At 65.4% G+C, this 25,577-nt stretch carries 20 protein-coding genes; 11 read left to right on the forward strand and 9 right to left on the reverse strand.

The annotated features are described in order from the left end of the window. The 5 genes from M3G14_RS11015 to M3G14_RS11035 all read left to right on the forward strand — a co-directional run. A partial coding sequence (locus M3G14_RS11015; RefSeq protein ID WP_259926579.1) for a hypothetical protein occupies window positions 1-1,219 on the forward strand: 1,219 nt, incomplete at its 5' end. A 257-nt stretch (window positions 1,220-1,476) separates the two neighbouring features. Continuing rightward, entirely contained in the window at window positions 1,477-2,832 is a 1,356-nt protein-coding gene (gene pta / locus M3G14_RS11020; RefSeq protein WP_259926580.1) for a phosphate acetyltransferase, read from the forward strand. Continuing rightward, on the forward strand, window positions 2,833-4,038 hold the full coding sequence (locus M3G14_RS11025) for an acetate kinase (RefSeq protein ID WP_259926581.1): 1,206 nt from the start codon (window positions 2,833-2,835) through the stop codon (window positions 4,036-4,038). Window positions 4,039-4,231: 193 nt separating this feature from the next. Further along, window positions 4,232-7,303, forward strand: a complete 3,072-nt coding sequence (locus M3G14_RS11030) for a Rib/alpha-like domain-containing protein (protein ID WP_259926582.1) — start codon at window positions 4,232-4,234, stop codon at window positions 7,301-7,303. Window positions 7,304-7,366: 63 nt separating this feature from the next. After that, window positions 7,367-9,871, forward strand: a complete 2,505-nt coding sequence (locus M3G14_RS11035; protein WP_259926583.1) for a hypothetical protein — start codon at window positions 7,367-7,369, stop codon at window positions 9,869-9,871. A gap of 16 nt (window positions 9,872-9,887) precedes the next feature. On the opposite strand, the gene M3G14_RS11040 is transcribed toward M3G14_RS11035, so the two are convergent. The 4 genes from M3G14_RS11040 to M3G14_RS11055 form a co-directional block, all read right to left on the reverse strand. Continuing rightward, a complete protein-coding gene (locus M3G14_RS11040; RefSeq protein WP_259926584.1) occupies window positions 9,888-10,604 on the reverse strand; it encodes an endonuclease domain-containing protein in 717 nt (238 codons plus the stop codon). Window positions 10,605-11,044: 440 nt separating this feature from the next. Next, window positions 11,045-13,504, reverse strand: coding sequence for a tetratricopeptide repeat protein (locus M3G14_RS11045; RefSeq protein ID WP_396122263.1), 2,460 nt, complete (start codon window positions 13,502-13,504; stop codon window positions 11,045-11,047). After that, complete coding sequence (locus tag M3G14_RS11050) at window positions 13,438-14,415, reverse strand: glutamate ABC transporter substrate-binding protein (protein WP_259926586.1); 978 nt, start codon at window positions 14,413-14,415, stop codon at window positions 13,438-13,440. Before M3G14_RS11050 ends, M3G14_RS11045 begins: the two co-directional genes overlap by 67 nt. Next, window positions 14,415-15,911 (reverse strand): hypothetical protein, encoded by a 1,497-nt coding sequence (locus M3G14_RS11055; RefSeq protein ID WP_259926588.1) that lies wholly within the window; start codon window positions 15,909-15,911, stop codon window positions 14,415-14,417. The genes M3G14_RS11050 and M3G14_RS11055 overlap by 1 nt, the downstream gene beginning before the upstream one ends. Window positions 15,912-15,947: 36 nt before the next feature. On the opposite strand from M3G14_RS11055, the gene M3G14_RS11060 reads away from it, so the two are divergent. The 3 genes from M3G14_RS11060 to M3G14_RS11070 are packed head-to-tail and all read left to right on the forward strand — an operon-like array spanning window position 15,948 to window position 18,052. Further along, complete coding sequence (locus M3G14_RS11060; RefSeq protein WP_259926590.1) at window positions 15,948-16,409, forward strand: NUDIX domain-containing protein; 462 nt, start codon at window positions 15,948-15,950, stop codon at window positions 16,407-16,409. Beyond that, on the forward strand, window positions 16,402-17,328 hold the full coding sequence (locus M3G14_RS11065; protein WP_259926591.1) for an ABC transporter ATP-binding protein: 927 nt from the start codon (window positions 16,402-16,404) through the stop codon (window positions 17,326-17,328). The genes M3G14_RS11060 and M3G14_RS11065 overlap by 8 nt, the downstream gene beginning before the upstream one ends. Beyond that, entirely contained in the window at window positions 17,321-18,052 is a 732-nt protein-coding gene (locus tag M3G14_RS11070) for an ABC transporter permease (protein WP_259926592.1), read from the forward strand. Before M3G14_RS11065 ends, M3G14_RS11070 begins: the two co-directional genes overlap by 8 nt. 5 nt (window positions 18,053-18,057) lie before the next feature. On the opposite strand, the gene cls is transcribed toward M3G14_RS11070, so the two are convergent. The 5 genes from cls to M3G14_RS11095 are packed head-to-tail and all read right to left on the reverse strand — an operon-like array spanning window position 18,058 to window position 22,948. Beyond that, window positions 18,058-19,536: a cardiolipin synthase gene (cls, locus tag M3G14_RS11075; RefSeq protein WP_259926593.1), complete on the reverse strand. Its 1,479-nt coding sequence runs from the start codon at window positions 19,534-19,536 to the stop codon at window positions 18,058-18,060. Continuing rightward, window positions 19,533-20,324, reverse strand: a complete 792-nt coding sequence (locus M3G14_RS11080) for an exodeoxyribonuclease III (RefSeq protein ID WP_259926594.1) — start codon at window positions 20,322-20,324, stop codon at window positions 19,533-19,535. The genes cls and M3G14_RS11080 overlap by 4 nt, the downstream gene beginning before the upstream one ends. Before the next feature lie 38 nt (window positions 20,325-20,362). Next, the gene (locus tag M3G14_RS11085) at window positions 20,363-21,343 is read right to left on the reverse strand and encodes a GNAT family N-acetyltransferase (protein ID WP_259926595.1); all 981 of its coding nucleotides are present in this window, start codon (window positions 21,341-21,343) and stop codon (window positions 20,363-20,365) included. Further along, the gene (locus tag M3G14_RS11090) at window positions 21,343-22,356 is read right to left on the reverse strand and encodes a hypothetical protein (RefSeq protein WP_259926596.1); all 1,014 of its coding nucleotides are present in this window, start codon (window positions 22,354-22,356) and stop codon (window positions 21,343-21,345) included. Before M3G14_RS11090 ends, M3G14_RS11085 begins: the two co-directional genes overlap by 1 nt. A 19-nt stretch (window positions 22,357-22,375) precedes the next feature. After that, window positions 22,376-22,948, reverse strand: coding sequence for a peptide deformylase (locus tag M3G14_RS11095; RefSeq protein WP_259926597.1), 573 nt, complete (start codon window positions 22,946-22,948; stop codon window positions 22,376-22,378). Between the two features lie 16 nt (window positions 22,949-22,964). Here M3G14_RS11095 and M3G14_RS11100 point away from each other — a divergent pair, with 16 nt between their 5' ends. The 3 genes from M3G14_RS11100 to M3G14_RS11110 all read left to right on the forward strand — a co-directional run bounded on the left by M3G14_RS11100 (window position 22,965) and on the right by M3G14_RS11110 (window position 25,577). After that, window positions 22,965-23,186, forward strand: coding sequence for a DUF3263 domain-containing protein (locus tag M3G14_RS11100; RefSeq protein ID WP_259926598.1), 222 nt, complete (start codon window positions 22,965-22,967; stop codon window positions 23,184-23,186). A gap of 224 nt (window positions 23,187-23,410) precedes the next feature. Then, window positions 23,411-24,370, forward strand: coding sequence for a LytR C-terminal domain-containing protein (locus M3G14_RS11105; protein ID WP_259926599.1), 960 nt, complete (start codon window positions 23,411-23,413; stop codon window positions 24,368-24,370). A 70-nt stretch (window positions 24,371-24,440) separates the two neighbouring features. After that, window positions 24,441-25,577 (forward strand): glutamate--cysteine ligase, encoded by a 1,137-nt coding sequence (locus tag M3G14_RS11110; protein ID WP_259926600.1) that lies wholly within the window; start codon window positions 24,441-24,443, stop codon window positions 25,575-25,577.

Consider the following 25,577-nt stretch of genomic DNA (forward strand, 5'->3'; position numbering starts at 1 on the left):
GGGCGATGAGAAGACCGAGGTTGATCCCTCTGATGTGAAGCCGGTCAAGCCCACCGATGAGAAGCAGGACACGGGTGTCAAGGTCACCAACCCGGACGATGACACCAAGATTTCTGCAACTGATGAGGATGGCAAGACGATCCCGGTCGAGATTGACGAGAACGGCAATGTCGTCGTCACTCCGGGTGAGGACGTTGACGGCCCGATCACGGTTGTAGTTGAGGACCCGGATCTGCCTGGTGGCAAGACCGAGATCGAGGTCCCAGTTGAGGGCCACGAGAAGGGCGTCGACGACAACGGCAAGACGACCACCGCGAGCGAAGAGGACCCGTCCTACGGCGATCCAGTCATTGTGAAGCCGGGCGAGTCCGCGGACTCGACGAACCCGTTCGGTGAGAAGGGCGCCCCAGAAGGGACCACCATCACCGTGAAGGCACCGGAGAACGCTACTGGCTGGGAGTTCACGAACGACGCTGACGGTGTGATCACCGGTCAGGCTCCGAGCAATGAGGAGCTGGCGAAGCAGTTCGCTGAGCTGGGTGAGAAGGACTGGAACAAGGTCGTAGAGGCCCTGACTCCGGTTGCTGAGCCGAATGTTGGTGTCGAGTTCGAGTACGCGGACGGTTCCAAGGACACCGCAGATGCGAAGTTCCAGCTTGTCGGCCAGGACGGCAAGTCCATCCTGGATCCGGAAGGCGACGCTGACGGCGACGGTGTGTCGAACAAGGAAGAGGCCGAGAAGGGCTCCAACCCGTTCGATAAGAACAGCAAGCCGCAGGACGACAAGCCTGCACCGGTCCCGCAGGGTCCGGCTGATCCGGGCAAGTGCGTCGCTACCGCGGTCGGCTTCGGTTTGCCGCTGCTGGCACTGATCCCGATCGGCCTGGCAACCCAGCTGTCCATCCCGGGTCTGACTGACTTCGTGGAGAACGTGTCCATGGACCTTGAGCGTGCAAACGCTCAGATCCAGAAGAACCTGGGCATGCTTAACCCGGAGACTGCCAAGGCACTGTCGCAGATGAATGCTCAGCTGCGTAAGGCAGGCTTCGACCTGGCTACCGTCGGTGCTGGTCTCGCCGTGATCGCTGCTGGCATCCTGGCTGGCACGCTCATCTACGAGAACTGCGCACCTGGTGACGCGAAGAGCTCCATCAAGGTTGATTCCCTGAAGGGTTCTTCCGGCAAGACCTGGACCTCTTCCAAGAAGGACCAGAAGTAAGCCAAGCGTGACCGCGCTGCGCTGACGAAGTACCGTCCGCAGCCGGTCAGCGGCGAAAACCCGGCCCGGCACTCCCTACCACGGGGGTGCCGGGCCGGACGTATATTCTTCAAGCAATTGGTGTGATCTATGCTGAATGACACAGGCCAGCAGAGCACATTGGGGCGTTGCACGTCGCGATTCGTCGGTACACTGGTCACTGTTTTACGGCAACTCGAACCAGGTCATCGAAACGCCTGGATACGAAAGGTGGATTCATGGCGACTAGCCGCTCACTGCTCATCACTGCAGCCAATTGCACGCTTGACGACGTCGACGTTGCAGCCCTCGCCGCAGCGCTCGATGTGCGCGCCGCCCACGTCGAGGGCGAAACCCTCGCGGAAGCCTATGGCCAGCAACTGCTCGCGCAAGGCGACGCACTCATCTTGGGCAGCGGCGACTACACCTTCGACGCCGAGGTCGCCGCAGCGTACGGTGTGCCCGTCGTGCTGGTGACGCCTACGCCCGAGAAGACCGGGCACGTGGAGGCTGTGTTTGGGCAGAAGGGGGCGGTGCTCGCGGGCGTCGTGAAGCAAGGGGCCCTTGACGCGGCAGCGCTGCAGGTTGATGCCGAGGCTGCGCTCGTCATGAGCCCGGAGGTCTTTGAGTCTTGGCTGGTTGGCCGCGCGAAGGAGAACCAGGCGCACATCGTGCTGCCGGAGGGCGAAGACGACCGCATCTTGCAGGCGGCGCACCAGCTGCTGGCGAATGACGTGGCCAAGCTGACCATCCTGGGCGACGTTGAAGATATTGCTCGACGCGCTAAGGAGCAGGGGCTTGACCTGTCCAAGGCGCAGCTGATTGACCACACGAAGTCCGACCTGCTCGATGAATTCGCCGCCGACTTTGCGGAGCTGCGCAAGAAGAAGGGCATCACGCTCGAGCAGGCACGCGAGACGATGCAGGACATCTCCTACTTCGCCACCATGATGGTGCACAAGGGCCTGGCCGACGGCATGGTTTCCGGCGCAGCGCACACCACCGCGCACACGATTAAGCCTTCGTTCCAGATCATTAAGACGGCCCCGGGTGCGTCCGTGGTGTCCTCTATCTTCCTCATGGTCATGCGCGGCCGCCTCTGGGCATTCGGCGACTGCGCGGTCAACCCGAACCCGACCGCGGAGCAGATCGGCGAAATCGCCGCGGTCTCGGCGGACACCGCCTCGCAGTTCGGTATCGACCCGAAGGTGGCGCTGCTGTCTTACTCGACCGGTTCCTCCGGCGCAGGCCCGGACGTCGAGCGTGCTGTCGCGGCGACCGCGAAGGCGAAGGAACTCGCGCCAGACGTGGCTATCGACGGCCCGCTGCAGTTCGACGCGGCCTGCGACCCAGGAGTGGGCGCGAAGAAGGCCCCGGACTCCCCGGTTGCGGGCCAGGCCAACGTCTTCATCTTCCCCGACCTGGAGGCCGGCAACGCTGGCTACAAGATTGCGCAGCGCACCGGCGGCGCGCTCGCAGTTGGCCCTGTGCTGCAGGGGCTGAACAAGCCCGTCAACGACCTGTCCCGAGGCGCGACTGTGCCGGACATTGTCAACACCGTCGCAATCACCGCTATTCAGGCAGGAGCAAAGTAAATGGCATACGCACTGGTTATCAACTCCGGTTCTTCCTCCATTAAGTTCCAGATCGTCGATCCGGCATCGAGTGCCTCGGACGACCCCTTCGTTTCCGGGCTGGTGGAGCAGATCGGTGAGCCGCAGGGGCGCATCACCATCAAGTACAACGGCCAGAAGTACGTCGTGCAGCGTTCCATCCCGGACCACAAGGTCGGGCTCGAGGAGAGCTTCGGCATCCTCGAAAGCAAGGGAATCGGGCCCACCCAGATTGAAATCAACGCAGTCGGGCATCGCGTGGTACATGGCGGCATGGTCTTCTCCGAGCCCGAGCTGATCCTGGACCCCGTTGTGGAGAAGATCCGCGACCTCATCCCGCTCGCTCCGCTGCACAACCCGGCCAACATCGACGGCGTCGAGGTTGCCCGCGAGTTGCTGCCGGACATCCCACACGTGGCCGTCTTCGACACGGGCTTCTTCCGGCACCTGCCGCCGGCCGCCGCGCTCTACGCCATCAACGCTGAGGTGGCAGAGAGGAACCAGATCCGCCGCTACGGCTTCCACGGCACCTCCCACGAGTTCGTCTCCTCCCAGGTGCCCGAGCTGATTGGTCTGGACCCGCTGCACACGCGCCAGATCGTGCTGCACCTGGGCAATGGTGCGTCCTGCTCCGCCGTGGAGAACGGGCATGCCATCGATACCTCGATGGGCTTGACCCCGCTCGCCGGCCTGGTGATGGGTACGCGCTCCGGCGACATCGACCCCGGCATCATCTTCCACCTGGCGCGTCAGGGCGGGATGACTATCGACGAGATCGATAACCTGCTCAACCGTCAGTCCGGTGTGAAAGGCCTGTCTGGGGTGAACGACTTCCGCGAGCTGCGCGCGATGATCGAAGAGGAAGACGGGGACGCTTGGCTGGCGTACAACGTCTACATCAACCAGCTGCGCCGGTACATAGGCTCCTACATGATCGCCCTCGGCCGCGTCGACGCCATCACGTTCACCGCAGGCGTGGGCGAGAATGACCAGCAAGTTCGCCTCGACGCGCTGGACAACATGGAGATGTACGGCGTGAAGGTTGATCCTGAGCGAAACGCGCAGCCAAACGACGGCCCGCGCGTCATTTCCACCGACGATTCCAAGGTGAAGGTCCTCGTCGTGCCGACAAACGAGGAGCTGGCGATCGCACAAAAGGCCAACAGGATCGCGCAGCAGATGGCCTAGGGGCCTCGTCGCATGTTGGCGCGGGTGTGATCTGTCACGCACATGCCCGAGTCAACATTGCGTTTTGATTACCTGTCGGTAAAGTAAGTAACACATGGGCAAATCCTTGTAGATGCATAAACGCTTGAGGTGTGCCCATACCTAACCCGCGCGCGGCAAACACTCGTGCGCGGTGGACGAAGGAGGGCCACGAATGGGCAGCACTGGAAAGCGCACCACCGCGCGCCGCGGGATGACGCTCGCCGCGTACGCAATGGGCGCGACACTTATTCTGGTGGGGGTGGAGCCACTCGCTGCCCCACGCGCACTTCCAACTGCAGAAGCCGCCCCTAAACGCACAGATGCGGAACGCACCAGCATCAGTTGGGATACCCTGCAGCCTCGCTTCGGCGGCTCCGCATCTTCGGCACCCTCCGTGCGTAAATCCGGCCTTATTGGCAGCGTCGGCACGCCACAGGAGTGGGCGTTGGCCGAAGACTTCACCGTCCCGGAGGGCTGGGAAGTCACGCTGCAGGAAGACGGCAGCCTTGACGTCGCCCCGCCGTCGCCCTTCACCGCGGAGATGGTTGACGAGTTCGACGTACCGGTGACCGTGAGCTTTGCCGACGGTTCGGCCGGCGAGTTTTCCGCACACGTGGAGCTTGCCAACGAGCCCTACCTCATCGCCCCAGGCGACAAAACCTACTGGTCCGGCCGCCTTATCCTTCCGCTGTACCTGCGCGCCGTACACGTGCCCTTCGGCGCAAAGCTTGAGATCGACGGCCTGCCCGACGGTCTGTGGACCACCGTCCAAGCCCCGGGGCTGAAGCGCAGCGTGTATTACTACGTCAACGGGCGCCCGCAAGGAACGGGCGAATACCCGGTGACCTTGCGCGTGGTGGACCGCAACGGCAACCCAGTAGAAAACGGGGAGGGCCCGCTCGAGACCTCGTTTACCATTACTTTCCGCGACCCGGCCGACCTGGAGCCGCAGGATGCCGAGCTTGTCGAGGTGCCGGATACGCCGATTGTTGCGGGGGAAGAGGTCCGTATTCCGGTGGCGTCGGAAAACGCTGCCTCGGTGGAAGTCAGCGGGCTGCCCGAGGGGCTGGACTTCAACGGTGAGGAGCGTGTGATCGCCGGAACCCCAGCGGCAGCTGGCACCTCGCACGTCACCGTCGATGTCATTACAGAAGACGGCGAGCGCCTCGTCGACAACTTCGACCTCGTGGTCGAAGGCGAGCCGGCTGAGTCTAGTGAACCGGCTGAGTCTCCCGCCTCGAGCACGGAAACGCCGGCATCGACCACCACACCGGCACCGTCGACCACGACGCCCGCCAGCTCGACTGCGCCGACGACGCCGACGGCACCGACGACCCCGGCGAAGCCGCCGGTGGAACCGGTTGATCCCGAAGATCCGGTCGAGCTGGACCAGTTCGACTGGGATGAATTTGAGATCGCCGCCGGTGCCGAAGACGCCTTTGAACCGGCGCGCGCCGAAGCAGGCGTGGTTGTTTACGCCACCAAGGGCGCGCCCGATTGGGTCACCGTGTTCCGCGGCGGCCAGGTCTACGCGCAGCCACCTGCGGGTACGGCCCCGGGCATCTACGAGGTTCCGGTGTCGACGTCGAACGGTGAAGACGACGTGATTCGTATCCGCGTGATTGAAGCTGCAAACGATGAGCAGCGCTACAACCCCACCTACACGGTGGCTTACGTGCGTGCCGGCGGTCGGGCTACGTCGACGCCACCGCGTGCTTCCTTCACGGTGAACAACTCCACCTTTGACAACCAGCCTTTGCCCGCGGGCACGCGCTTTGAGGTTGAGGGCGAGCACGTGAGCGTCGATAAGCATGGCGCGGTGACGTACGCTGCGCCGCTGGACGCGCCGGTGGGTGTGGCCAAGCTCGTGCACGTCAACGTGATCTACCCTGACGGCTCGAGCGAGCGCACCATCGCGCACTTTGAGGTGCTCAAGGCACGCGAGGCGGAGCAGCACGCGCCGGCGTACGAGGAGAAGCAGGCGAGCGCCGGCGACACCATCACTGTCCGGCAGACCAACGCCGACCTCCCGGAGGGCGCGGACTTCAGCCTGGACCCCAGCGCCAACTTGCGGGGCTGGGACGTGCGCGTCGATCCTCGCAACGGCGAAGTGCGCGCCACCGCGCCGCAGGACGCAGCGCCGCTGGACGCCATTGTGCGTGTTACCTACGCCGATGGTTCGGAGGCAGAAGCGCCGCTGCGCATCGGTGTGCGCGAGCAGGCCTCGATGGCGCAGGGATCCGACCTGCACTACGAGGACGCCTACGCCGACGCCGACGGCAACATCAGCCTGAAGCCCAGTGGGGACGTGCCGGAGGGGATGGAATTTACCTCCTCCGGGGCGAGCCCAGTGCCCGTCGACGTCGACGAGCACACCGGCGAGATCACCGCGCGCCTGCCGGAGGAAGCGGCACCGGGTGCCTCCTTTACCGTCGGCGTGCGTGCCGAGTTCCCGGACGGGTCTGAAACTTCTCTCGACGCGGTGCTTTCCACCGATTCCGAAGCCCGCCACGCCGACATCACCTGGGAGCCGTTTGTGGTGCCCACAGGCGAAGTCGCGGTGACCGCGAAGGCGAACGGTGTGCCGGAGGGCACCACGTTTGCCCTTGCCTCTACCTACACAGAGATGCCGTGGCCGGCCAAGGTCGACGAGTCGACCGGCGAGCTGACCGTGTCCGCACCTGAGGGCGCACAGCCCGGCGACAGCGCCAACGTGCTGGTCAAGGCGACGTTCAGCGACGGGTCCTGGCGCCTGCTATCCACACGAGCAACGGTGGTCGCCGCGATGTCTGGCGCAGTGCCGAGCGACTTCGGCGCCGCGCAGATCCGACCGGGCCAGACCGCCACGATTTCGCCCGAGTTCGACGCAACGGCGTTCTCGTTGGTCGAAGCGGTACCGGGTCTGCGGACGCGGATCGACGAGACCACCGGCGAGCTGACCGTCGAAGCCGTCGACGGCGCCGAACCCGGCGAACGCAACGTGAAGGTCCGCGTGAGCTTTGCCGACAACACCGAGGCGGTGACGAACGCCACGGTCACGGTCCTGCCGTCGGAGGCGGAAGGCAGCGCGGATAACCGCGCTGCGGTGCCGCCTGCCGCGTCTGCGGCGTCGTCAAGCGCTGGCGTGGCCGCGCGGATGGTCGCGCTCGCCCTTGGCATCATCGCCACCGTCGGTGGCCTTGGCTTTGGGCTGTACCACAACCGGGAGTTCTTCCGGACGTTCCTGGTAATCCCGCTGGGCTAACCTGGGATTACCACGTTGTCTACCAAACGATTCTTCCGCACCGCACGCCGAAAGGGGATGAGCATGCGCCCACAGACATTGCCGGCTCTTCTTATCGCAACCGCGCTCGGCGTCTCTTGCGTGAGCGGCCCGGGCACGGGCGTGGCAGGCGCCGAGGTCACACCACGAGGTTTCTCAGTGGAGGTGACTACCGGCGCAGAGTCCGGGGTCCACACCGTGGACGCGAGCAAGGGCCGGGTGTCCTGGCTGTACTTCAACCACGCCAACCCGCAGGTAAGCCTGCTGCAGAACGCGCTGTACATCGACGCCGCCGCTGGCGGTATCCCGGTGGTGTACACAGCAAAGGACACCGAGGTCGAACATTCCTCCGCGTCGGGCGTTGACACGGTCACGCTTACCCACGTAGACGACTACGCAGAAGTCGAGATGGTACGCACCTTCCGCGTGCAGGGCGATACGGTGGACCTCGATGTGCAACTGCGCAACCTGGCTGAAGAGGACCGCGAGATGTCCGTATCGCTCGCGCACGGCACGCTCGGGACGAGCTACACAGCGCGCGGCTCCCGCGACGGCGACGCGCTCGACATCGAGGTGGGCGAAGCGTACCGGCTCAAGGCCGAATTCCCGTCCGCCGTTGGCATCGGCGCAGGCGCTGACCGGGACGCCGCGCTGGAAGACGCGGCACGCGACCAGTGGGACACCGCCGAGGCCAAGGACGCCCGCTTCCAGGCCGGCGAGTACGCCGACGTGGTCGCCCCGGGCGAGAGCATGCACGCGCACCTGAAACTCAGCGTCGAAATGGCGGAAGCGCTCAGCGACACTGACGGCGACGGGTTCCCGGACCGGTGGGAGGAAGAAGGTTTCACCACCTCCGACGGCACCGAGTTCCCCCTCAACGCGTGGGGCGCGGACCCGGAAAAGCCGGACCTGTTCCTGCAGCTCAACTGGATGAAGTCCGAGTGGGAGACCCTCGGTTGCGCGGCGCGGCACCACTTCGCGCCGACCCCGGCCGACTTCGCTGCGTTCACCGAATGCTCGCGCGCGAACACGAACACCTACCGCCCCTCCCGCGAGAGCCTGAACCAGCTGGTCAAGGTCTTCGACCGCCAGGGCATCCGCCTGCATATCGACGCCGGCGAGTACTACACCAACATCCCCGGCTACACCGAGCACTACGGCGGTCCCACGGAGGACTACGAGAAGTACTACTTCGCCGACGTACCGGACTCGGTGGACCCGAAGGCGTTCTCCGGCATCAAGCTGCAGCAGGAACGCGACCGGCTCTTGGGCCCGCGTGCCGACGTCTTCCGTGTCGGCATTATCGGCGGGCAGCAGTCGCCGGACAACTACTCCTCGGGCACCGGGCTGGTGCGCGACGGCGCCTTCTACGTGGCGAAGAACGACCTCATGACCTCGCAGGAGCAGCTGCGCAACACCATCCTGCACGAGTACGGCCACAACCTGGGGCTCACGCACTCGGGCGGGTTCTTCGTGCAGCGCCCGCAGTCGGACTACGTGCCGAACTACCGCTCCGTGATGAACTACCTCTACCAGTTCGCCCACTTTGACTACTCGGATACCCAGTCGCGGCCGGACCCGAGCGCACCACTGCCGCGCGCATGCGAAAACGGCAGCGCCCGGTGCTACAACGGCGACTACGACATCGACCCCGACTGGGACAACCTGGAACTGATCAACGGTCGAGTCGGCTCGGCACAGGGCACGACCGGTACGAGCGGCGGTACCACCGGCACCGAAAGCGGCAGCCAGGAGGACACTCAGCCCAGCGACAAGGACCCGGAAAGCACCCACCAGAGCGACGTGACGGTCCGCGATTTGGAGAAGAACGCCGCCCAATACAATGACGGCAAGGCCGGGTTCCGCGTGCTCAGGGACCCAAACAACCCGAACGTGATCGTGGCCAACCGCTCCGACTCCACCGTCGAAGTCGAGGTGTCCAACCTGGGACTGCGCCCGCACAACTACACCGTCGAGGCCATCTACCCCGGCGGCAAGTGGTCCGAGACGATCGAGGTTGCCTCCGCGCTCACCGACGCCTCCAAACACGCCCTCACCATCCCCATCGCCAACACCACGGGCTACGACCAGGCCACCATGCCGATTCAGTTCCGGGTCTACAACCAGGACGGCCGCCTCGTCGCCGACGAGACGCAGGAATTCTCGGTGCTCACCTACACCAAGGCCGAGATGCAAAAGCTTATCGACGAGCTCGCACGCACCGGCTCCCCGCTCCTCGCCGAAGCGCAAAACGCCTTCGGCACGCCCGACCCCGGGCTCCGCGGCGCGGCAGTCACCTCGCCCGTGCCGACCCGCCCCAACGACACGCTCACCACGCCCACCCGCAAGAAGGGCGTGACCGACCTGGGACCCGCGAAATCCACTAAAACCAGCGAGCCCGCCGCAACGCCGCGCCCCACCGCGAAGGCACCCGCCCAGGCCGCCTCGCAAGGGTCGAGCACCGCAGGTATTGCCATCGGCGTGATCCTTGGCTTGCTCACGGTGCTGGGGATCGGCGCCGGCGTCGCCGCGCAGGCTGGTCTGTTCTAGCTGGCTTGAGCCGGCGTTAGCTGGCTTTGCTGCGCCGCCAGTCTTCGCCGAACTCTGGGCGGAGGTGGGTGGCGGGGGTGAGCGGGGCGTCGAGAAGCGAAGCGTGCTCTTTTAACTCGCAGATCCTGCGGATGACGGCCACTTCATTGCGCAACAGCTCGCGCGGCGTGACGCGGACGACCGCGTAGTGCTGCAGCCGGAGCCAATTCTCGCGCTCCAACTGCTCGAGGGCGGCCGCCTGGCCGTTGTCCGCGAACTTCGCATCGCCGTCGACCTCGATGACCAGCTGGTCCCACATGAGATCCGGCCGCGCGTACGGGCCGATCCACATCTGCTCCGCCACCTCGACGCCGTGCTCGCGCAGCACTACGCGCAGCAGCGACTCGTACGGTGACTCGGACTTCGTCGAACACCAGTCAAGCGCTTTGCGTGCGCGGGCGATGCCGCGCTTGCCCGCGAGCCTGGTCACCACGTCTTCTAGCTCCGCGCGGATGCGTTCGTGATCGCGGGGATGCGCCTGGTAAAACAGGGAATCCATCGCGACGACGCCGTGGCGGACACCGTGCAGCCGGGCGACGTCGACGGCAGTGCGCGACGGAGTGGTCGTGCGGATGGTGTCGCCTGCGCGTGAAGTGAACGTGTAGGAGTCGGTGGCAGGGACACTGAGCCGACGGAACTCCACGCCATCCGGCCAGCTGCCCCGACCAGGTGCTGCCTGTTTCGGATACGACATCGTCACCGGAGCGTTTCTCATCGGAAGCGTCCAAATCCCGTGCATGCATGCCGCAGACCGGCCTACAAGTAGTGCCGTTTGGGCTGCTGCTCCCAACGCGTACGCCCGCAGAAACTCCTGCTCATAGGATTTCAGCTGCTCCCACGTGGAAGTGGCGATGAGCTTGTTTGCTGATAGTCTCCGGCACGAAACGCCATCGGCCTGGCCTGGCCGAATAAGGTGTGCGACAAGCGCATTTCTATCCATGTGATCCCCCCGATTCTCGTGTGCGATCCCCCGATCGCAATCTGTAGCCACTTTAGTACCAGTTGGAGAGAGCGGCTAGGCGAGGCGGGGCGTTTGCGCTGAATGACGAACACTGGATGACGAAGAAGCCCTAAAAAACGGGTTCTTCGTCATCCAGTCTTCGTCAAATGGAGGCGACCCAGCCCCCAACCCCTCTAGAACCACGTCGCGGGGCGGACCTTGTTCGCCATATCCACGAGCGCGAAGCGGTGCCGCGCGTACGGGGCGACGCGCGCCTGCTCGCGCAGCGTCATGGCGAGGCCGCGGCGTAGTTCCCGCAGGCTGAAGGTGTATTCGAAGAGCGGCATCGTGGAGTCCGCGTGCCGCATCCCATTCGCGCGCAGGTAGGTGAGGGCGGCGCGCAGGACGAACACCTTGATCTGCAGGAAGCGCGGTTCGGTGTTGGGGATCTGGTCGAGGCGGCGGGCGGCGCGTCGGATGCGGGACTCGGTGAGGTCGCCGGAGACCAGGCAGAGGATCGAGGTGAGCTGGGCCATCCGGTAGTGACGTGAGGAGTTGGGCACCTTGTCCAGGGCAGCGACGGCGAGTTCGACTTCGCCCTCGTTCATTAGCTGGCGGGCGAGCCCGAAGGCGGAGGAGACCGTCGTGGGGTTGGTCACCCACACCAGGGAGTACAGCCGCATGGAGTGGAAGCGCAGCATGGCCGGGTCGTTAGTGACCAGGCCCCAGTCCTCGGACATGAGGTCGTGGGCGTGGAGGTCCTCGAACACGCTGTTGTCCACGTCGTCGAGTTTGGTGCGGAGTCCGGCGGAGGCGCGTGAGAGGGCGTCGTCAAGCAGCTCCTCCTCGTGGAGACCCGCTTGCTGGAGGAGCAGCTCATCGACGGCCGCGATGGCGAGCTTGGGGGCGGGCTCGCCGGGGAGGAAGCTTAAGACGCGGTCGAAGTCGCGCTGGGCTTCGTTAAAGTCGCCAAGCAGGGTGTTGACCACGCCGAAGTACCAGTAGAAGCGCCAGTTGCCGGACAGGCGGGCGCGCATACTGGCGAGCCACGTTTGCGCCTGCTCGGTCAACCCGAGGTCCAACATGGAGCGCACAACGCCGAAGGGGATTTCCAGCGACTGCTGGTATTGGTCGGACTGCATCGCCTGGCGCAGCGTCTCCAGCGTTTCCTGCGGCTCGGTGTAGGAGGAGCCTTGGAGCATGCCGGCACCGACGTCGTCGCGGTTGATCAGCGGGGTGGGCAGCGCGGAGACGACTTCCTGCGGGGTGATTTCCACGGTGCGGGTGATGCCGTCGATGAGCTGGTCGGTGCGGAAGACCAGGTGCTTGGTGCCGAAGGTGGTACGTTGCGGCGAGAACTGGGATTGCTGGGCGGGGAAGGTGCGGCCGTCGCGAATTGCCAGCACCTCGCGCAGCACCCCGAGCAGCTGCGCCTGCAGTTCCTGTACCGAGTTGTAGCGCTGCGCGGCGTCGGGGTTGCAGCAGCGCGCGATCACGCGGTACAGCGAGATGTAGCGGCGGAACAGCGGTTCTTGGGTGGGCGTGGGGATGACGTGCTCGTACACGCCGTCTTTCTGCGGCAGGTCAACGACGAGCGCGGCCAGCGTCCGGCCGATGGTGTAGATGTCGGAGGCGATCGAGGGGCCTTCGGTGCCCACCTCCGGCGCCTGGAAGCCGCGTGTGCCGTAGATGAAGCCGTAGGCACCGATGCCGGAGACCGCCCCCAGGTCGATGAGTTTGACCTGGTCTTCGGTGACGATGATGTTGTCCGGCTTCAGGTCGTTGTAGACCACGCCGCGCGAGTGCAGGTAGCCGAGCGCGGGCAGGATCTCCAAGATGTAGCCGATCGCTACGTCGGGCGGCAGGACGTGGTGTTCTTGGGCGTTGCGCTGCGCTCTTAACGACGGCCCGCCAACGTACTCCATCACAATGAACCCGCTGGGCACACGGGGATCGTCGATGAAGTTGAAAATCTTCACAATGCCGGGGTGCGTGATGTCGGCCAAGAACTCGCGCTCTGCCGCCGCGGCTTCGGCCTCGTCCCGGTTTTCTTGCGAGTGCAGGCCCTTGAGCACGACGACGCGCTCGGAGACGTTGTGGTCTTCCGCAAGGTAGATCCAGCCGAGCCCGCCGTGGGCGATCACACCCAGGATCTCGTACTGGCCGGCGACGATGTCGCCCGGGTGCAGGGTGGGGGCCGGGATGCCCTTCTCCACCTCCGCGGGGCGCGGATCTTTCAGCGCGGTGCGTGGCTGTGTCGGCTCGACCCAGGGCAGTTCCACCATGCCGTCGGCCACCACGCGGTTTTCGCGTGGGGTGCCGCGCAGTTCGCGGAAGGTGTCGAGGGCCAGCCGGCGCGCTCGCGCGGCGGTGTCCTCCTTGACGGAGCCACGGCGCAGGTCGTCGAGGTCTTTGAGCAGGCCTGCCATCTCGCCGAGTTCGGAGAAGTCTGCGCCCTCTGAATCCTCGTCGTCGGCGAAGGGGTCGAAGGGGACTGCCTCGGTGGCTGGGTCCTCGTCGGCGAAGGGGTCGTACGGGACCGCCTCGGTGGCGGGGCCGGTGGCGTCGTCGCGATTGGTGGGTTCGGTCACTGCTCCTCCTCGCGGTACATCAACGGTGGCGGGGTCGGTTCGGCGAGCGAGTCGCCGAGCCATTGCTGGTGCATGCGCGTCCACGTGCCGTCGTTGCGGATGCGCTCGATGGTGGCGTTGACCGCCCGGACGAGATCGTCGTGGCCCTTGGGAATACCCACGGCGTAGAGCTGGCGGGCGAGTGAGTCCGGCAGGATTTCGGCGTGCGGGTCTTGGGCGGTCATGCCGGCGAGGATGGCGTCGTCGGCAAGCACGGCATCCGCCTGGAACTGCTGGGTCGCCATGAGGCAATCGGACCAGCAGCGCGTGCGCAACACCTCGGATTCGGGCGCGACCGTGCGTGTCAGGTTGAGCAGGTTCGTGCCGTCGACGATACACACGCGCTTGCCCGCCAACCCCTCGAGCGTGTCGATGCCGCGGTCGCGTGGGGCGAGCACGCGCACGTAGGAGATCATGTACGGGGTGGAAAACGCGACCTTTTCGGCGCGCTCCTGGGTAATGGACATGGTGCGGATGACCACGTCCACCGCCCCCGATTGCAGCATCTCGGCGCGGGAGGCAGATTCCACAAAGCGAAAGTCGACCTTGTCCGGGTCGCCGAGGATGTCTTTGGCGATTTCGTGCGCGAGGTCGACTTCGAATCCGCGCAGGTCACCGGCCGCGGTGTCGCGGTAGGACAGGAGATACTGTGATTGGTCGATGCCCACGAGGAGACGGCCGCGCTCGCGGATCTTGTGCAGGGCGCCGCCGATCCCATCCTCTTCCTCCAAGGGGCGCAGAGAGCCGGGCCAGTCGAAGTCGGCGCTGGAGAACTCGCCGGCCGGCGGCACTCCGGAGGGGTCCACGATCGCGCCGGGCGGCAGCGGCAAACCCTCGTAGGTCAAGGGTGGGTCCTGCGGGGGCGGCGGTGGGGCAGTGGTCGCGCAGCCTGCGAGCAGGAGCGCGCTGGTGAGGGCCATTGCTACGTTGCGCATCACATGTACTCCGCAATCCGGTGACGGATACCAATCCAGATACACAGCACCGCCAACAACGACAGGAGCGCCACCGCGCCGGAAACCAGCCTGGTCGCGTCGAGCGAGGCCGTGATGTACTCGCGGGTGGAACCACGCGAGATGGCAATGAGGTCCTGCAGGTCCGAGTCCAGCTGCCGGTAGGCGGTCGCGCCGACCTCGCCGGCACGCGCCGCGCCGCCAGGCTCGCCCTCGTCGCCGGGCTTCTGCCCGGTCAACAGCACGACGGCCTCCTGGTACTGGCCGTTGTCAATCGCCTGCAGAAGCGCCGCGTGGTTGTCCTGCCACTCGGCCAAGGACACGTGCGCGGAGGTAATCAGGTGCTCGGTCTCGGCCGAGGCGGCGCTGCCGTGGCGCTCCGAGTACTCGGCGAGCACCACGTTGGTCGCGCGCAGCGCGTCCACGATCTTCTCGTGCGTGGCGTCAAAGGAGCGCGAGGACTGCGCGACCGACTGGCGGCGCAACAGGGCGAAGGTCTCGTCCGTGCGCGCCTCCTGTGCGTCGATCCGGGCGGCAGTGAGCTGCTCCCAGGGCTCGGCGGCGCGCGCGAACCCGACGAAGCCGGACTGCCACAGCTGCAGGTTGGACACGCTCACCCACAACACCGCCACCAGCATGGACGCCGTGGCCACGAGGAAGCCCTTGTTCAGGCGGCGGCGGAACGTGCGCCACAGCCACCACTGGGCGGCGACGAGGAAGATCAGGGCAGCAAACAGCCCGGATAACGGGATGAATTGGGGCGCGGAGAGGCGGGCCATCTCGCGCGCGACTTGGCGTTGGGTCAGAGTGTAGAGGCGGTCGGCGTCGTCAAGCATCTGCTCCCTCATGATGCCCGAGGCCTCCGACATGTACGCCACGCCGACCGGGTTGCCCATCCGCTGGTTGACCAGCGCGCGCTCCATCAGCGCCGAGTAGACGGGGATGTGGCGCTGGATCGAGGAGACGAGGTCCAGGATCTCCTCGCTGTCCTGCGCGCTGTCCGCCTCGACCGAGCCGCGGTAGACGTCGTTGGAGGCGGTCACGGCGCGGTCGAGCGAGGCGAGGTAGAGCTGCCGCTCCTCCTGCGTGAGCATGCCGGGCTGCACGAAGCCCGTGGTGGCCACGGTGTCGGCCTGCGAGAGCGAGGTAAACAACAGGTGGGCGGAATTGCTCATCGGCTCGGTCGCGGTGACCAGCGTGTCCAGTGAGTCTTGCCTTTTGGACATCGAGGAACTCATCGCCATGCCCGCTGCGAGTAGGGCGAAGGTGAGCACCAGCATGATCACGACGAGCTTGCCGGGGGTGGTGGCCACGAAGCTCGCGCCGCGCCGGGCTAAGCGCGCGGGCCCGGTGGCGTAGTCGCGGATGACCATGCGAAACGTGCGGCGGGTGGGGGCGCGTTCTAGCTCGTCCAACCATGCGTCGTCGGACGTCGAGGCGAGCCCTCGCGCCTGATCGTGCTGCACGTTCTGGGACATTCTCCAAGAATAACGTGTCTGGCTACAGTGGGTGGCATGCTTGGCGACGGAAACGGATGGGTCACCGGACCCAACGGCGAAAAATACTGGGGCAAATACGGTGCCGCGGGCCTCTTCCTGCAGGCAGGGGAGAAGATCCTGCTGCAGCACCGCGCCGCGTGGACGGCCCAGGGCGACACGTGGGGCATTCCCGGCGGCGCCCGCGATTCGCACGAAACGGCGACCGAGGCCGCGCTGCGCGAGACGGTGGAGGAGTGCGCTATCGATCCGGCGCGCGTGCAGCCGTTCAAAGAGGTCGTCACCTTCGAGGCGCCCGGCTGGAACTACACCACCGTGCTCGCCCGCACGGTTGACGGGGACCCGCTACCGGTGAAGGCGAATGAGGAGAGCGAGGAACTTCGTTGGGTTCCGCTGGACGCTGTGTGTGAACTGCAGTTGCACCCGGGGTTCGCTGCCGCGCTGGAGGAGCTCATCGGGCATACTAGGCCGCATGATTGAAGTTCAAGGACTGACCAAACACTACGGTTCGGTCCGGGCGGTCGATGACCTCACGTTCAGCGTCAAACCGGGCGTGGTCACCGGCTTCCTGGGGCCAAACGGGTCGGGCAAATCCACCACAATGCGCATGATGCTGGGCCTCGACACCCCCACCCAGGGCACCGCGCTTATCGACGGCACCCCCTACCGCGACCTGCCTCAACCCACCCACCGCGTGGGCGCGCTTCTCGACGCCAAGGGCGTGCACCCCAACCGCACCGCCCGCAACAGCCTGCTGTGGCAGGCCCAGGCGGCGGGGCTGCCCACCACGCGCGTGGACGAGGTACTCGGTCTGGTTGGCTTGAGCGATGTCGCGGACAAGCGGGTCGGCGGCTTCTCGCTGGGCATGGGCCAGCGCCTCGGCATCGCCGCTGCGCTGCTCGGGGACCCGGAGTACCTGATCTTGGACGAGCCGGTCAACGGCCTCGACCCCGAGGGCATCCGCTGGGTCCGCGGGCTGCTGCGCAGCCTTGCCGACGAGGGGCGCACGGTGTTTGTCTCCTCCCACATCCTCGCCGAGATGGCGCAGACGGCCGACAACCTGGTGGTGATCGGACGCGGCAAGCTCGTCGCCGATACCTCGGTGGCCGAGTTCATTTCCTCGAACTCGGCGGTGACCACCCTGGTGCGCACCGCGGACGAGGCCGCGCTTGAGCGGCTCGCCGCAGCGCTGGGCGAGGTGCACCGCGGCGTCGATGGGGCTCAGCGGCCTGTGCTGGAGGTACCCAACGTGGCCAGTGATGAGGTCGGGCGCATCGCCTTTGACGCCGGTATTCAGCTGGCCGAGCTCACCGAACGCCACGCCTCGCTCGAGGACGCGTACATGCACTCGACTGAGGGCCACGCTCAATACATCGCACCGGAGGGACCACGTGCTTAACCAGATCAACGCTGAATGGACCAAACTGCGCACCACCCGGTCATTCTGGGTCTTAACGATTGTGGCGCTGGTGCTCTCGCTGCTCTACGGCATCCTCATTGGTTGGTCGTCCACCTTCGGTGCGATGCCGTACGCGCCGCTGATGACGGTTTCCATCGTTGCGCTGACGCTGTCGATTATCACGATGGTGCAGTCCGCCATGATGGTCACCACCGAATACCGTTTTGGGATGGCCAGCACCAACTTCCGCATCGTGCCGAAGCGCTGGCAGCTCGCGGTGGCGAAGGTGCTGCTCGGGGCCGTGCTCGCCTTTGTTATTGGGCTGGTGAGCATGGTGCTCGCGCTGATCGCCGGTGACCTGACGGCGAACGTGCCGGCGAATTGGGCGACGAACAACTTTACGCAGCGCTCGCTGTGGGCGGTGCCGCTGGGGCAGGCGCTCATCGTCGTGCTGACCCAGGGGGTGGGCTGGCTGGTGCGCAACACCGCCGGCACCATCGTCGTCGGCCTCGGCCTGTTGCTGGTGGTGGAAAACGTTGTCCGCATCCTGCCCAAGATCGGCGAGAAGGTCAGCGAGTACATGCCCTTCGGCAACCTGATGAGCTTCATGCTCAACCAGCCGGGCCCGCACGAGCAGTTGGGCGTCTCCCTCGCCATCTTCTGCGCGTGGGCCGTCGTCCTGTGGGCAGCCGGCGTGGCTGTGCTGCACAAGCGCGACGCCTAAAGAAGCTACTGCAGCGCGGAGGTCAGCTTCATCACATTGTCCACGTAGCGGCGGTACCAGGGGCGCCGGTTCCACCGCTCGGGCGTGAGCTCGCGGGAGACTGCAAGGTAGTTTTCCGCGAGCTTTTCTAGATCCCGGATGAGCGAGCCGGCCGTGACAAACAGGCTGGACTCGTAGTTCAGGGAGAAGGAGCGAATATCCATGTTGGAGGAGCCGACAACGCCGACGGCCTCCTTGGTCTGCGGGTCCGCCAGCGCAAACTTGGTGTGCAGGACGTACGGGGCGGGGAATTCCCAGATGTGCACGCCGGCCTCTAAGAGCTGCTGGTAGTAGGAGGACTGGGCGTGGTTGACCATGAACTGGTCAGCCTTCTCGCCCACCAACAGGTCCACGCGGATGCCGCGGTAGCAGGCCGTGGTCACGGCCTCGAGGAGGGACTCCTCCGGCACGAAGTACGGCGAACACAGGATCAAGTGCCCGCGGGCATGGTGGATCAACGAATTGAAGCTGCGCAGGTTCGGCTCCGTCTGGTAGCCAGGCCCGGAGGGCAGAAGCTGCATGAGGTTCACGTCCTCGCGGTGCGGGGTGGGCAGCGGCGCCGGTGCATTCAGCTCGATCAGCTCGCCGGATTCCGTGTACCAATCCACGGCAAACAGCGAAACCATGGAGGTGACGATGGGGCCCTCCAGCTCGATGAAGATGTCCACCCACTGCCGGCCCGCGCGCCGGTGATTCGGCATGAGGTAGCCGCGGTCGATCAGGTTGAGCGAGCCCATCAGGCCGACGCGGCCGTCGATGACCACCAGCTTCCGGTGGTTGCGCAGGTCCGGCCTGCGGAAGCGGCCGCGCAAGAGATTCAGCGGCAGCATGAGGTGCCAGTCGATACCGATGTCGGTGAGTCGGCGCTTGAGCTTGCGGAACCCCGGGTACTTCATCGACCCGATGTGGTCGAAGAGTAGGCGGACGTGGACACCGCGTTGCACGGCGCGCTCCATCGCCTCGAAGACGGGGCCGGTGGTTTCGTCCCACGCCACGGCGTAGATTTCGACGTTGACGTAGGAGGTCGCTTCGTCGATAAGCGAGGCGAGCCGCTGCATCGCCAGCTCGTAGTCCGCCCAGGTGTGGCGCACGCGGCTGTACTGGGCGGGGAAGCCCGTCAGCTCGCGGTTCAGTCGCAGCATCGAGGCGACGTCGGGGGAGAGTCGCGCGCCCTGCGGGTAGTCGGGCGTGGTGGTGTAGACGTCGTTGAGCAGGTCGGTGGCTTGTTGCTGGATGCGGTGGCGGCGCCGCGAGACGAGGGTCGAGCCCATCAGCAGGTACAGCGGAAGGCCGACGATCGGCAGGAGCAAAATGAGCAGCAGCCACGCGTTCGCCGAGGACGGGCGGCGGTTTTCCGGCACGATACCGATCATGACGAACTTGATCACGTAGTCGATGGCCATGGCCGCCAACTGCCAGTACGAGACGTCGAAGGAGAAGCTCATCGTACTTGATCGTAGCCCAGCCCGCGGGTGTCAAAGTCGGCGATCACCGGCGCGTGGTCGGAGGCACCGGTGCCGCGGCGCTCGTCCACGTCCACCCACACGCGGGTGGCTTTCGCCGCAAGCGGGGCGGTGGCGAGCAGGAAATCGATGAGCATGCCTTCGTTGCGCTGGAAGCGCGCCGACTTGTAGTCCCAGAAAGAATAGAGCTCCTCGTGCTCCAGCTGGGTCAGCCCGGTCTCGCACAGCATTTGGAAGGCAGCGCGCTCGGGCTCGGTGACGTGCGTCTTGCCCTCGAACCAGTCGATGTCCCACACGTTCGCATCGCGCGGGGCGATGTTGAAATCGCCGGTGAGCAGCTGCAGCTCGCCGGGGCGCACCGTGTCCTGCAGTGAGTAGAGGAACTGCAGCTTGTAGTCGTAGTGCGGGTCGCCGATCTCGCGGCCGTTGGGCACGTACAGGCTCCACACCTCGACGCCGCCGCAGTTCGCCCCGACCGCGCGCGCCTCGCGTACCGGCTCGCCCTTCTTGGCAAAGCTGGGCTGGCGCTCGAAGTGGTCGCGTACGTCGCTCAACCCCACCCGCGAGGCGATGGCCACGCCGTTCCACTGGTTGTAGCCCACGTGCGCGACCTCGTAGCCGGCGTCGTGGAACGCCTGGTAGGGAAATTTCGCGTCAGCAGCCTTCGTCTCCTGCATGGCCAGCACGTCGACCTGCTGTCGGTCGAGAAAGGCGACGATGCGCTCGGCGCGGGTGCGCACTGAGTTGACGTTCCAAGTGGCGATTCGCATGCCACCACTGTAGCGATGCTTCTCGACGCCGCGACGCCCTAACCTACCCACCGCGCGTAGCGATGCCGGTGGTGCTCGATAAAGCCCAGCTTGTGGTACATATCCAGCGCGATGGTGTTGCTCTGGCGGCAGTGCAGGTACGCGGATTCCGCCCCCTGCGCCGCGCCCCAGGCAAGCAGCTGGCGAGTCAGCTGCGTGCCCAAGCCTTGCCGACGGCAATCCTCGGCCACCTCCACGGCAGAGTAGCCGAGCCACATCCGCCCGTCGTCGGATTCGGTCAGCGTCGCCCGGGTCACCGCGACCGTTCGGCCGTCGCGTACAAGCTGGGCGAAGGCGAGCTTGCCGTCGATGTGCGCGGCGAGGTCCAGCACCGCGTCCTCCGGGAGCGCGGCGCCGCGGAAGTGGTACATCTCGAGCCACTCGTCGCTGGGGTATGCATCGACGCGCAGCTGCGCGCCGGTGTCTGCGGCTGTCTCGGCCGCGGCACACGGGGCGGTCATCACCAGGATCTCTTCGCCCAGCTCCCAGGCTTCGGGGTGGCGCTCGATCAAGCGCAGCGCCGGCTTGCCGATGCGCTCCGGCACCAGCAGCTGCAGCGGCACGTCGTGGGCGTCGTAAAACGTGCGTAGCGCGTCGAGCGGCACCGTCTGGAGTGCGGCGGAATGCCCGATCGGGGTGGCCGAGTTGGAGCGCTCGGCGATCTCGGCACCGGTGCGGGCGAGCCAGCCGTCGATAAGCTGCTGCTCCTGGCCGGGGAATGCGCGGGCGGTGGCGGCCTCGATGGCGCGGATGTCCGAATTGCGCACGGTGCGCGGCGACAATTTCTTGATGATGTGCAGGTCGCGAATCTCCACTGCGTCTTTAAACGACGGAAAACCACCCACCTCCTGCGGGCGGATCACCAAAGGCTCGAGGCTGAGCACGTGCCCGATGACGTCGCTGGCCATCTCGCCGCGGCGCTGGCGAACCACCACCCGGTCGCCGACGGCTACCTTGTCGGAACGGAAAATGCGCGACATTAGGCGGGGCGGCGGACCAGGAACGCGCCGGCAAGGGTGAGCAGTACCGCCAGCACAATCAGGTTGCGCATCGGCGTACCCGTCTCCGCCAGGTCGCCGTCGCGCTCATTGTCCTCGGTCTCCGAAGTCTTCGTGGCGGAGGTGGTGCTCGACGTCGTGCGTGTCACCGTCGACGACTTCGAACTCGCCGAAGTCGTGCGGTTCTGCAGGATCGCAGTCGCCGACGTGGTCGTATCGGCCGTGCCCGTGGTCGTCTCGGCTGCGGGGCTGGTGGTTTCGGCGGAGGAGCTCGAGGACGCGGAGGTGGTCGACTCAGACGTGGTCGACGAGGAGGTCGTCGACGAGGAACTCGAGGTGGTCTCGGAAGTGGAAGACTCGGAAGCGTCCTGCATCACCTCAGCGCGGTAGTACGGCCGCGGCTCCTCCGGCGTAGTCACCTCGGTGGTGGTTTCCTCGGGGGTTTCCTCTGCTTCTTCCTCTTCCGGCAGCCCGAATACGATGCGCTTGTCGCCCTGCTCGGAGCGCTCAATCGCGTCCGAGGCGGTGGTGCCCAAGAGGCCACCAAGCCCGCCGATGACACCCGGGAGGTAGACGGCCTCGTCGTCGCCTAAGGTCTCCTCGCGCAGCTCACGGACCGTCGCCCGGTCCTCGCGGATCGCGTCCTCGGCCTTGGTGAAGGCCTTCTTTTCCTGCTCGCTCAGCTCGCCATCCGAGGCGTTTTCCTTCGCTTCCTTGCGCAAACGTTCCAGCTCGTCGGAGGCGTCGATGAGCTCGGTTCGCCATTCCTTCAGCGTCTCGCGGTACGCATCCTGCGCGTCGACCAGGGCATCCTCGTCATCGGCCTCCTCGGCGGCTTGGATGTCCTCCAGCTGCGTGTTGAGGGTGTCGGTGTAGGAATCGTGGAGCTCGTGGACGTCGATAAGCAACTGCTCCACTGGCTCCTGAGCCCACGCGAAGGGCGCAGAGAGCGCGACAATGAGCGTGCCGGCGGCGAGGGCGGACGTAGTACGCATAACAACCTTTCCAACTGGCCTAGTGGCCGAACGGATCCTCGTCAGTACCCGGCAACCAGGTCCGGCCGGGCTCAGTCCATCCGTTCGCCTTAATCGCGCGCTTAGCCTCGCGCTTGTAACGGCCAGTCAACACATCGGTGTACACCTTACCGTCAAGGTGGCCCACCTCGTGCTGCAAACAACGGGCGAAAAAGCCGGTGCCCTCGACCTCGATCTCGTTGCCGTGCTCATCCAAGCCCGTGACCTTGGCCCAATCGGCGCGGCCGGTGGGGAAACCCTCGCCCGGAACCGACAGGCAGCCCTCGTCGTCCTCGCCATCATCGCGCGGCATCGTCTTCGGGACCTCGCTGGTCTGAAGCACCGGGTTGATCACCGTGCCGCGGCGCATCTCGTCGCCGTCAGGGCAGTGGTAGACGAAAAGACGGAGGTCAACGCCCACTTGGTTGGCGGCGAGGCCGACGCCGTTCGCGGCGTCCATGGTCTCGTGCATGTCCGCGATCAGCTCCTGCAGTTTCTCCACGGGCTGCGTCACCTCGCGGGTCGGGTTGTGCAGGACAGGGTCGCCGTAAATCACGATGGGTCGAATCGTCATGCCTACTATATTAAGCATGCCTTCGACCCTTTCCGACTCCGACCGAACACTGCTCGATTTCGAGGCCCGCGCCCCGCGCAGCCTGGGTGCCAAGGAAGAGGCGATCCGGCAGGAACTCGGGCTTACGCCGACTCGGTACTACCAAAGGCTGAACCTGTTACTGGAGTCGCCCGATGCGTTGGCGTATGCCCCGCAGTTGGTGCGACGGCTGCGGGCGGTGCGGGATGCGGAGGTTTGAGGGGTTTTTGGGGCCTGTTTCGGGTCCTGTTTCGGCGTGTCGTGAATTTTTCGACGTGGTGATTTTCCCCCTGAGATCTGACCTGGGAAAACGAGACATGCATAGCCTACTTATGCGAAAAAATTCACGCCTATCGATCGATAGGAATTATTCGCCACCGATTTTCCGGCGTGTCAGGGCCTACCTCACCTTCAATTGATGCTTGAGGGTCTAAAGTGGCGCGTGTGAATACTGTGAACCCTGGTGATGGACATCGCGGACGAGACGAGTTTCCGCGCGAGACCGACGAGTACCGCGGCGCCCACCGCCGCGCCGACGAGCCGGACGAGGCGTATGAGGAATACGAATGCGTGGAGGCCGAGCCGGTTGACGCGGCAGGTGCCGGGTATCCCGCTGCAGAAGAGGAGCGGGCAGGTTCGACTGCCGCAGCCACCGGAGATGGCGCTGCAGCAGCTGGCCTGCCGAAGCGCGGGCTCGCGATGATTCTGCTGGCAGTCGGCCTGCTCCTGCTGCTGTGGGGAATTTTCGCGCTGGGCAAGGGCGGCGACTCTTCCGGCGACTCCTCCGAAAATGCGGCGCAAGAGACCCCGGTTTCGCAGCCAGCAGACGCTGGCGCGAGCGACCCGAGCGCGTCGGGCGCAGCCAACGGTGACGCCGCAAACAACAACGCTGCCGACAACAACGCTGCCGACAAAGAAGCCGGCAAAGAAGCAGACAACGCTGCCAGCAAGGACGCGGGCAACGACGCGGAAAGCGCCGACAAACCCGCTGACGCTGCCAACAACAACCCCGAAAACAACAACCCCAACGGCGCAGCGCAGCCCAACCCGGCCGCGCCGGACCTGACGGCGCAGAACGCGCAGGTCTACGTGTACAACAACTCTGGCGTTCCGGAGCTGGCTAGCCAGACCGCCGGCAAGCTCGACGGGCAGTACTCGGTGGCGAACAACTCGCGCGATGCTGCTGCGATGAATATGCCGGAGCAGACCTTCGGCGTCTTCCCGGAGACCTTCGTGTTCTATAACCCGCAGGTCACTGGCGCGGAGCAGGTCGCTGCGGATATCGCGCAGCGTGTCGGGGGTACCCCGCGCGCGACGAATGACCTGCCGGGCGGTGAGACGCAGCTGCCGTCGGAGGCGATCCAGAATCGTCACGCCATCACGGTCGTGCTCGCAGGCCAGTAAGCAAGGCCAGTAACCCGGGTCTGAAAGCAAATGCCCGGGTTTCGGGCGCTGCAACATAGACTTGAGCGCTATGGATCCTTATCGCGATTTTGCACGATCCGCGGCGCCGACCCTCGGCGTGGAGTGGGAGGTCGGCGTGGTCGACCCCGGCACGCGCGACCTGGTGCCGCACGCCGAGCGCGTGATTGAGCAGGTGGAACGGGAGCACCCCGGCACCCACCTTGAGCGCGAATTCCTGCAAAATACGATCGAGCTGGTCACACCCATCTGCAAGAACACGCGCGAGGCAGTCGATGCCCTCTCCACGGACCTGACAAAGATCCGTGGTGCCGCGGAGGCGCAGGGTCTGAAGCTGTGGGCCGGCGGCGGCCACCCTTTTTCCGATTTCCGCGAGCAGCCGTTAAGCCCCAAGCTCACCTACAAGGAGATCATTAACCGTACGCAGTACTGGGGTCAGCAGATGCTGTTATGGGGCATTCACTGCCATGTCGGCATTAGCCACGAGGACCGCGTCTGGCCGATCATCAACGCGATCATGACCAAGTACCCGCACCTTCTGGTCATTTCCGCCTCGAGCCCGGGGTGGGACGGCATCGATACCGGCTACGCCTCGAACCGCACCATGCTGTACCAGCAGCTTCCGACTGCCGGCATGCCGTACCAGTTCCGCGACTGGGACGAGTGGGTGCAGTTCATGCGCGAGCAGCAGACCTCCGGCGTGATTAGCCACACCGGCAGTATGCATTTCGACGTCCGCCCTGCCGCCAAGTGGGGCACCGTCGAGGTGCGCATTAGCGACGCCACCTCCAACCTGCGCGAACTCGCAGGCATCGTAGCACTCACGCACTGCCTCGTGGTCTACTACGACCGCATGATCGACGCCGGGGAACAGCTGCCCACGCTGCAGCCTTGGCATGTCGCGGAGAACAAGTGGCGCGGCGCGCGCTACGGGCTCGACGCGTTGGTGATTACCAGCCGCGATACGGATGAGCGATGGGTTACCGACGAGCTGGACGACATGCTGGTCGAGCTGCGGCCGATCGCCGAGGAGCTGGATTGCGTCGACGAGCTCGAGATCGTCCGTGAAATCATGGAGCGCGGCGCGGGTTACCAGCGGCAGCGCAAGATCTACCAGGCCACGGGCGATTGGAAGCGCGTGGTGGATGCGACCTGCGACGAGATGTTTGCCATGCAGCCGCCGCGCTAG

The organism is Corynebacterium sp. p3-SID1056 (assembly GCF_025152525.1).
Lineage (GTDB): Bacteria > Actinomycetota > Actinomycetes > Mycobacteriales > Mycobacteriaceae > Corynebacterium.